At 51.0% G+C, this 6,706-nt stretch carries 3 protein-coding genes; all 3 read right to left on the reverse strand.

Translation table 11 applies throughout. The annotated features are described in order from the left end of the window. Positions 1-45: 45 nt before the first annotated feature. Positions 46-1,782: a hypothetical protein gene (locus tag FJ146_18865; GenBank protein ID MBM4254034.1), complete on the reverse strand. Its 1,737-nt coding sequence runs from the start codon at positions 1,780-1,782 to the stop codon at positions 46-48. Beyond that, the gene (locus FJ146_18870) at positions 1,779-3,674 is read right to left on the reverse strand and encodes a hypothetical protein (protein MBM4254035.1); all 1,896 of its coding nucleotides are present in this window, start codon (positions 3,672-3,674) and stop codon (positions 1,779-1,781) included. The genes FJ146_18865 and FJ146_18870 overlap by 4 nt, the downstream gene beginning before the upstream one ends. 306 nt (positions 3,675-3,980) lie before the next feature. Continuing rightward, positions 3,981-6,706, reverse strand: a 2,726-nt coding sequence (locus tag FJ146_18875; protein MBM4254036.1) for a tail fiber domain-containing protein, incomplete at its 5' end; no start/stop codon positions are given.

The raw sequence follows: 6,706 nt of genomic DNA on the forward strand, positions 1-6,706 counted from the left end.
AGTAGAGCGATGATGACGGAGATGATTCTTTTCATGACAATTCCCTCAACGCTTGGTGGCGTTAGTCAGTTGACCCAGGGTTGCTTCAATACCACTGAGCTGCGTCTCAAACTCACTAATCGCTGCCCAGAAATTTGGCTCCGAGAGTTGCGTGAATTGAGGCCGCGGGATTTCCTGACCAACTTTGGTATTAAGGCTAGTTAAAATTTCGTCCTTGCGCATATTCCATACTAGTGCGAGGTCAGGTTCTGTTTGAGACTGCATATCAAGACGCATGATCTTAGTCGCTAATGCGCGCAGCCTAGTGCTCAGCAAGGTGGCTGCACTTGCCCTACTGAGCCGACTCTCAATGACAGACTGGACGCGCATTCTGATCGGCTGAACCGCATCCTGAATCCTGGTCATATCTACCGCCGGACTAGCCAGCTTTACCTGATTAATGGCCGCTTCGATGTCTGAATTGAAGTTGTCAGCCAACTGTTTTGCCTTAGTCGCTTCACCCTTATATACGGCCGCCATGAGCTGCGCTTCATTATCCCTTGCGACCATAAAGACCGACTCGATAGCGGCGATTGTTGCGGCTTCCTTAGCGGCCGCTTCCAAAGCCACTTTGAAGTCGGCAACCACGCCGACTGTTGCTTTCACATCTTCCATGCTCTTGGCTAAGTGCACGGCTTTACCAAGTTCCGTCCTGAAGATCCTGAACCGCTCACAGACGTATGGCTGCTCGGCCAGCATATCGAAACTACCATTAAAGACGGCGCTACGCGTTTCAGCAATCCGCTGGAGCTTTTTAATTCGCGCCTCCAGGTGATCCTTGTCTTTAGCAAACTCTACCGGCAGCGCGAGTCTACTAATGAGCTGTTCCAGTCCATCGACAATGGACTGCATATGAGCCACTTGACCACGTAATCCCGCGACCGCAGCAGTAAACTGCGTCGTGTCGCACACTGCGTCCTTCATACCAGCAAGGCTTGACAATGTTTCATCTTGGATAGATTTAAGATTCGCATAGGACTGATCCGCATTGTTCAGTCTGGTCTCAAGTCCATTCAGGGTGACCTCAGATTTTTTGATTTGGGAGAAAAAATCGTTCATCTCACCATTGATCTTGGCAAACGACACGTCATACATGTTTGCAAGAACCGCCAGGAGCTTACGGCGCTCCGTAACTTCCTTTAAGGCTTCGTTAAGCAGCTCCTGAGCACGCATAGCGGTATTTTTCGCCAACTGCTCCGCAGCGGCTGCTTTTTGCTCATCCTCACGAGCTAACTCCAGACCGGCATCGATATCACCAAAGAGCAGTCCAGCCTCTTTGCTAAGTTCAGCTTCTTTTGCCGCACAGATGCGCGCGGATCTTTCGATTAAATATTGCGCTTGCTGCTGACGCAATTCTTGCTGTCTTAAGTACTCTGCACTATCCTCAAAGCGATAGCAGCGATAGACAGACTTATCAAAGGTGTTGAACAGCAACTTACAACCCGCAAAGAGGCGGCTTCGCTGCCAGCCATTTTTAAAGCTGTCCTCCATGCCCTCCACCTTATGATGGCAGTAGTCGTCAACAGGGACTAGCCGCCAATCCCAACCAAACATCCCACTCATGGTCAGTCGAGCGTTCTCCTCAGACTCGCAGTAGAGTTGAGCATAATTTTTCTCTGCCAATGGAGTCGATGCACCGCCGCCTTCCGTATAGGTGCCAGAAATCTTGGCCTCTTGCTCCCAGCCGGTGGTGGCAAATAGGCAGAATATCGCTGCTATAAACTTTGTGCTTGAGTGTTTCATCGACTTGCCTCCAAATCGCTTATCTTAGTGGCCATTCTTTCAACAACCATTCTGATCCGTGTGGCCATTTCTGCGCTTAGGCCGTTTAACCTGTGCAATTCGCTCTCCAGTGTCTCTGCTAGGTCCCGCGCTGCGGTAAATGTCACGGCGTATTCCTGATCTAGAAAAGCCTGGACTGTGCGCACATGTTCCCCGCAGTAGGTTCCTGGACGGCGATCAGGATAAAAATCGCACCGTTGCTCTGAACCAAGCGTACGAAGATCAGCTAATAGACATGTGTCTTCATGGATTTTACCAAAGAGACCAGCAGAGATACCATTAGCTGGTGTAGGATCAAGGTGACAGAGCGACCTATAGTCATCGCTCACTCGGCATAATGCGGGAGTCGCAAGGTTCTGATTTTTCGCTTCCTCCTGGCAGTCATATTGATGCCGCGTGACGATAGTGCCCAATTCATCGTCTAATCTTGCGATGAGCCCGGAGATATTCGGGCTGGCCTCGGGATAGCTAAGCTGCAGCTTGACGGTATTAAGCATCGTCAACTTGCTGATCAGTAGATCTGAAAATTGCTCGAGTATCTTGATGTCTAAACTGACCTCGGTATTCTCAATTGAGATACGGCATGACTTGCTAATTTTTGCCGCTGGATTGATATCGATACTGATCGTTGGAGTCTCGCCAGACGGAGTGAACACTAACTTAACCCACTGAACGTTCCCCGCATCGGCGGGAGCGAGTAGCTGATTGGCGGCGTCACTATTAAGCCGGACTTTAAGCTCGTCAGTATGCAATTTGCAGCCATGGTCGTAGCTTATCTTGAGCCCAAGACTTGCATAGGAGCTTAGCTTCTTCAAGGCCACCATATTGTCTAGATCAAGCCTGATAAGCTTGCTGCGACAGCCTCGGTAGACGTCGTCAGAAAAAACCTCTACGCAGTCGTCAGCCGTTGAGAAAATAGTGCCTTGCTTGACGCTCTGCTCAGCCTTTACGGTGGCAGAAACAAGCTGATTGGCCAGCGACTTCTCCACGTCGCTTAACATGTCAGAGCGGGCATCAAGGAGGGCCTTTAGGCCTTGGACGAGCAGTGGCCAGTCGGGATGACTGTCACTTGGGAGGCTCCAGAGTTTTCGTGTGATAAAGGCAAACTTGGCCTTAACCTGCTCCGGCCGGTCCGCCGGTAGATGATCACCTGTGGAACAGGTAATATCCGCTAGGGAGCTATCTCCTCTCAGGCTTGTGAAGTTGAAACCGCGTGTTGTCTCCCGGGGCACCGTCGGACAATGAACACTGCGCGCAAGTTTATTGTGCACACCAACCGGACAGGAACGCGGACGGGAAATATCGTCGATCGGACCACAGGTTTGGTCCTGTCCGAAGACGGGACCTGACACCTTGTAGTGACATTTTATATGCACAAAGAAGGTATTCTCCTGGCACTTGTCAAGCCAATCGCGCTTATGGCAGCGATCGCTGCCGCTGATTTTCTCGAAGTCCCACGAGCTTATTACCTCTCTATCGTTGAGCTGTTGATCCTTAGCCTTTTCGTGACACACCTCACGCAGTTGGTGATCCTGATACTCATCGTGGTCGCGATACATCTCTGGAATATCAATGACGATGCTGCGTAAGTGATGAAAACCATACCAGCAGTTAGCTGTCTTCTGCTCATAGCCGCAAGTCGCACCATTCGTTTCGACGATGGGACGGGATGGATCGGGTCCGTGATTTGGATGTTCGCATTCTTGGATCTCTTGGTAAGTCCAAATACCGCGACAAACATTTTCTCCACGCGGCCACTGTAGCTGCTCGCCCGCCGAGGCAACCGTAGCTGACGCACCGAGGATCGTGACCACGAGAGACCATAGGTATGAGACCTTGCTGCTTCGTTTCATAACTACCCACCAGGTATGACTGTTTTTGACAGATAACGATGACTAGACTTGAAGAACGTTCAGTTGACGCGCATGAGACTGGGAAACTTGTTATTGAAGAAAGGCAGAAAACATCGGACTGAGAATGTAAACAATACACTATTTAGTAATTAAATAGCAAAAATTTTCTTATTAAGATCGTATAAACAGGTGCTTATGGCCTGACAAGATCCTGTCTACAGCCGTCTCTTGGCAGGGATCTCTTAGTTTTAGGACTAGAGGCTACAAGCGGAGTGAGTCAAGAGTTTTCGTGCCGCAGGCACTTATTTACAACTCAGGCATCCGACAAAACGACGCGTCATCGAATTTTTTACATAAGAAGTCGGTCATCTGCTGGGATCGCGCGCGTAGCCGATTGATCTCCGCATCTTTTTGGCGTCGTTCTTCTTTAAAAGCCTCGATCATGAGCGGAATGAGATCGTCATATTTGACCCGTTTGAGTCCGTCGTCGCCGGTATTAACGGCCTCAGGTACGATTTTCTCCAACTCCTGTGCAATAACGCCCAGGTGCCTTTCGCTGCCGTATCTGATTTCATCGCGCCACTTGTAACTCACCCCCCTGATGGCTAGGGCTTTCTCCAGGCTATCACTGAGGTCACGTACGTCTTTCTTTTCACGTCGGTCAGATAAAGCCACATAGGACCCCACTCCGGCCACAGAGCCAGCGACCTGCAGGAGGTATCCGGGCGCGGTCGTACCTATGCCTACGTTGCCTGATTTAAATACCGCCGCAAAATTATTTGTAGCTCCAGTTTGTGCATCGACAACCAGACCGTAGCTATTTGTACCACCGCCGAGAAATGTGCTGCCGATTCCTAATGCGACGGCGTTAGTGATCGTATCGTTGGTACCTTTCTTGGGCGCTCCGGCAAGGTAAAGCGAGTAACTATTAGTTGTGGTAACTGCCGCGTATGTCGATGCTAAAGTAGGGGCGGCTATAGCATTAAAAGCATGGTTGGCTGCAGTACCCGAGGCTACGGTGGTCGTATCGGTGAATGTGGTGGGGGCCGACCCAATAAAGGCCCCGACTAAACTGGGAGTGCCAGACCTACTCCCACTGACATCGAGTCTAGCTGCAGGAGCCGTTGTACCAATGCCAAAGTTTCCAGAGGAACTTATGGTGAGTCGATCGGAAGAAGATGGGTGATCATACAGCCGCGTCTCTCCTAGCGATGGACTGTACCACTGAGACGAAATCGCACTACTTCCTCGATTGTATAGAATAAATCCACCCACAGGACCTGAGGTCGCTATGGGTCCAACCGATTCTATCGTTGCCCTAGGCGAGGTCGTGCCGATGCCAATGTTGCCAGCAACCGCTAGGCCGCTGCTAGATGCTGTCGTTGCCGCGCTGTAACCAACTGCGACACTTCCGTTCACTTGTAAGGTCGATCCAGGCATCGATGTGCCAATGCCAACGTTCCCGCCGCTAAAGACCGCGGCATAATTTACCGATCCCCCACTTGCATTAACGTTAAGTCCAGTATTGACAGAGCTAACTCCGTTCCAAACTCCCGTGCTTTGTAGGTCTAGTCCAACTTTTCTGACGGAAGGTGTGCTCGATGTATTCGCTACATTAAAGAGTATGCCGGTGTGATTTGTTGTCTTAGACAGATTGTCATTCGTGTGCACAAACGACGTCGGTGCGCTAGTACCAACGCCAAGCCCACCACTTACGATAAGAGTATTGAATGGTGCGGAATTGACGCCAGCATAGTCGCCGACGGCCACACCGCCTCTGACATCTAACGTCGATGCAGGGCTCGCTGTTCCAATACCGATACCACCAGAGTTAGCCACGACCATGCGCTGAGCGCCTCGTGTGGAGAACGATATATTGTAGTTGGGGTTGCCTGAATTTGCGGTGTCGGCAGCAAAATTGATGTCGGCACTGCTAACTTGGTTTGTGACCGTGCCAGTACCCGGAGCCGTGGTGATGATAGTTCCATCAGGAAATTGGAAGCCACCTGCTTTGGACTTGACGACACCGTTCACTTCAAGTGCCGTCGCTGGGGCCGATGTCCCAATGCCTAGCTTTCCGGTATTATCGAGCACCATGTCAAATCCGGTTTGCGAGTACCATTTGAATCCGCCGCCCGAGTTAAACCACATGTGGCCATTCTCGATACCTAGCGAGTAATCAGAACCGGTCACCGTACCCGAAGAGCCATAAAGCTGGATACGCTGGCCAGTGCTATTAAGGCCGGGGGCCGCCAAGCTGGTGGTGCCCATATAGATGCGCGCATCAGACGCAACATTAATGTTGCCATTGACATCAAGCTTCTGTGTTGGCGCCGCTGTACCTACGCCGAGGTCGCCCGTAATTTGTGCGGAGCCGTTTACATCAAGTTTTTGCTTCGGTGCCGTTGAGCCAATACCAACATTTCCGGCCGATGGCTGCAACGCTAGACTCTGCGATCCATATACAGCGGAATAAGCCCCTAGGCGCACGTAACCCGGAGATCCAGATACCGGCTGAATATATAGGTATTCACTCAAACTGTTGTCACTCGAGTAGATACTTTCGCTGGCAGAGATGAAACGAGAGTTACCAGCCACGTCGAGGCGATAGGCAGGTGAGGTGATTCCTATGCCAACGTTGCCATCTTTAGTCACCCGAACCTTTTCAGTCAACGCACCAGCTGTCGCGGTACTCAAGGCAAGGTAACCATCTTCGGCACCGGCCGTATTTGTCGTGATTGCACCATAAATTTCGGCAAATGTTTTGCGTGCGTTACTAGCGTTGTTGAGATCAAAGTCGATACCAGACCCATAGGCAGCACCGGTGGCGGATCGATAAAGTCCAAGGTTAATGAAGTTTGCACTCGATACGTCCAACGTCTTGGTAGGCGCCGTCGTCCCGATACCGACGTTGCCGACGGAACTCGTGCCGTTATGTGCAAGAATCACGTTGCCGTTTGAAGCTGCCGATCCTGTGCCAGGGCCGCCATAAGCATAAACGTTGCCACCACTGTTTGCTGCGGTGACACCGT

The sequence above is a fragment of the Deltaproteobacteria bacterium genome, from assembly GCA_016874735.1.
Lineage (GTDB): Bacteria > Bdellovibrionota_B > Oligoflexia > Oligoflexales > CAIYRB01 > CAIYRB01.

Excerpts from the sequence above, each read along its gene's own strand:
- FJ146_18865 (MBM4254034.1), bottom strand. The coding sequence starts at position 1,782 with ATGAAACACTCAAGCACAAAGTTTATAGCAGCGATATTCTGCCTATTT.
- FJ146_18870 (MBM4254035.1), bottom strand. The coding sequence starts at position 3,674 with ATGAAACGAAGCAGCAAGGTCTCATACCTATGGTCTCTCGTGGTCACG.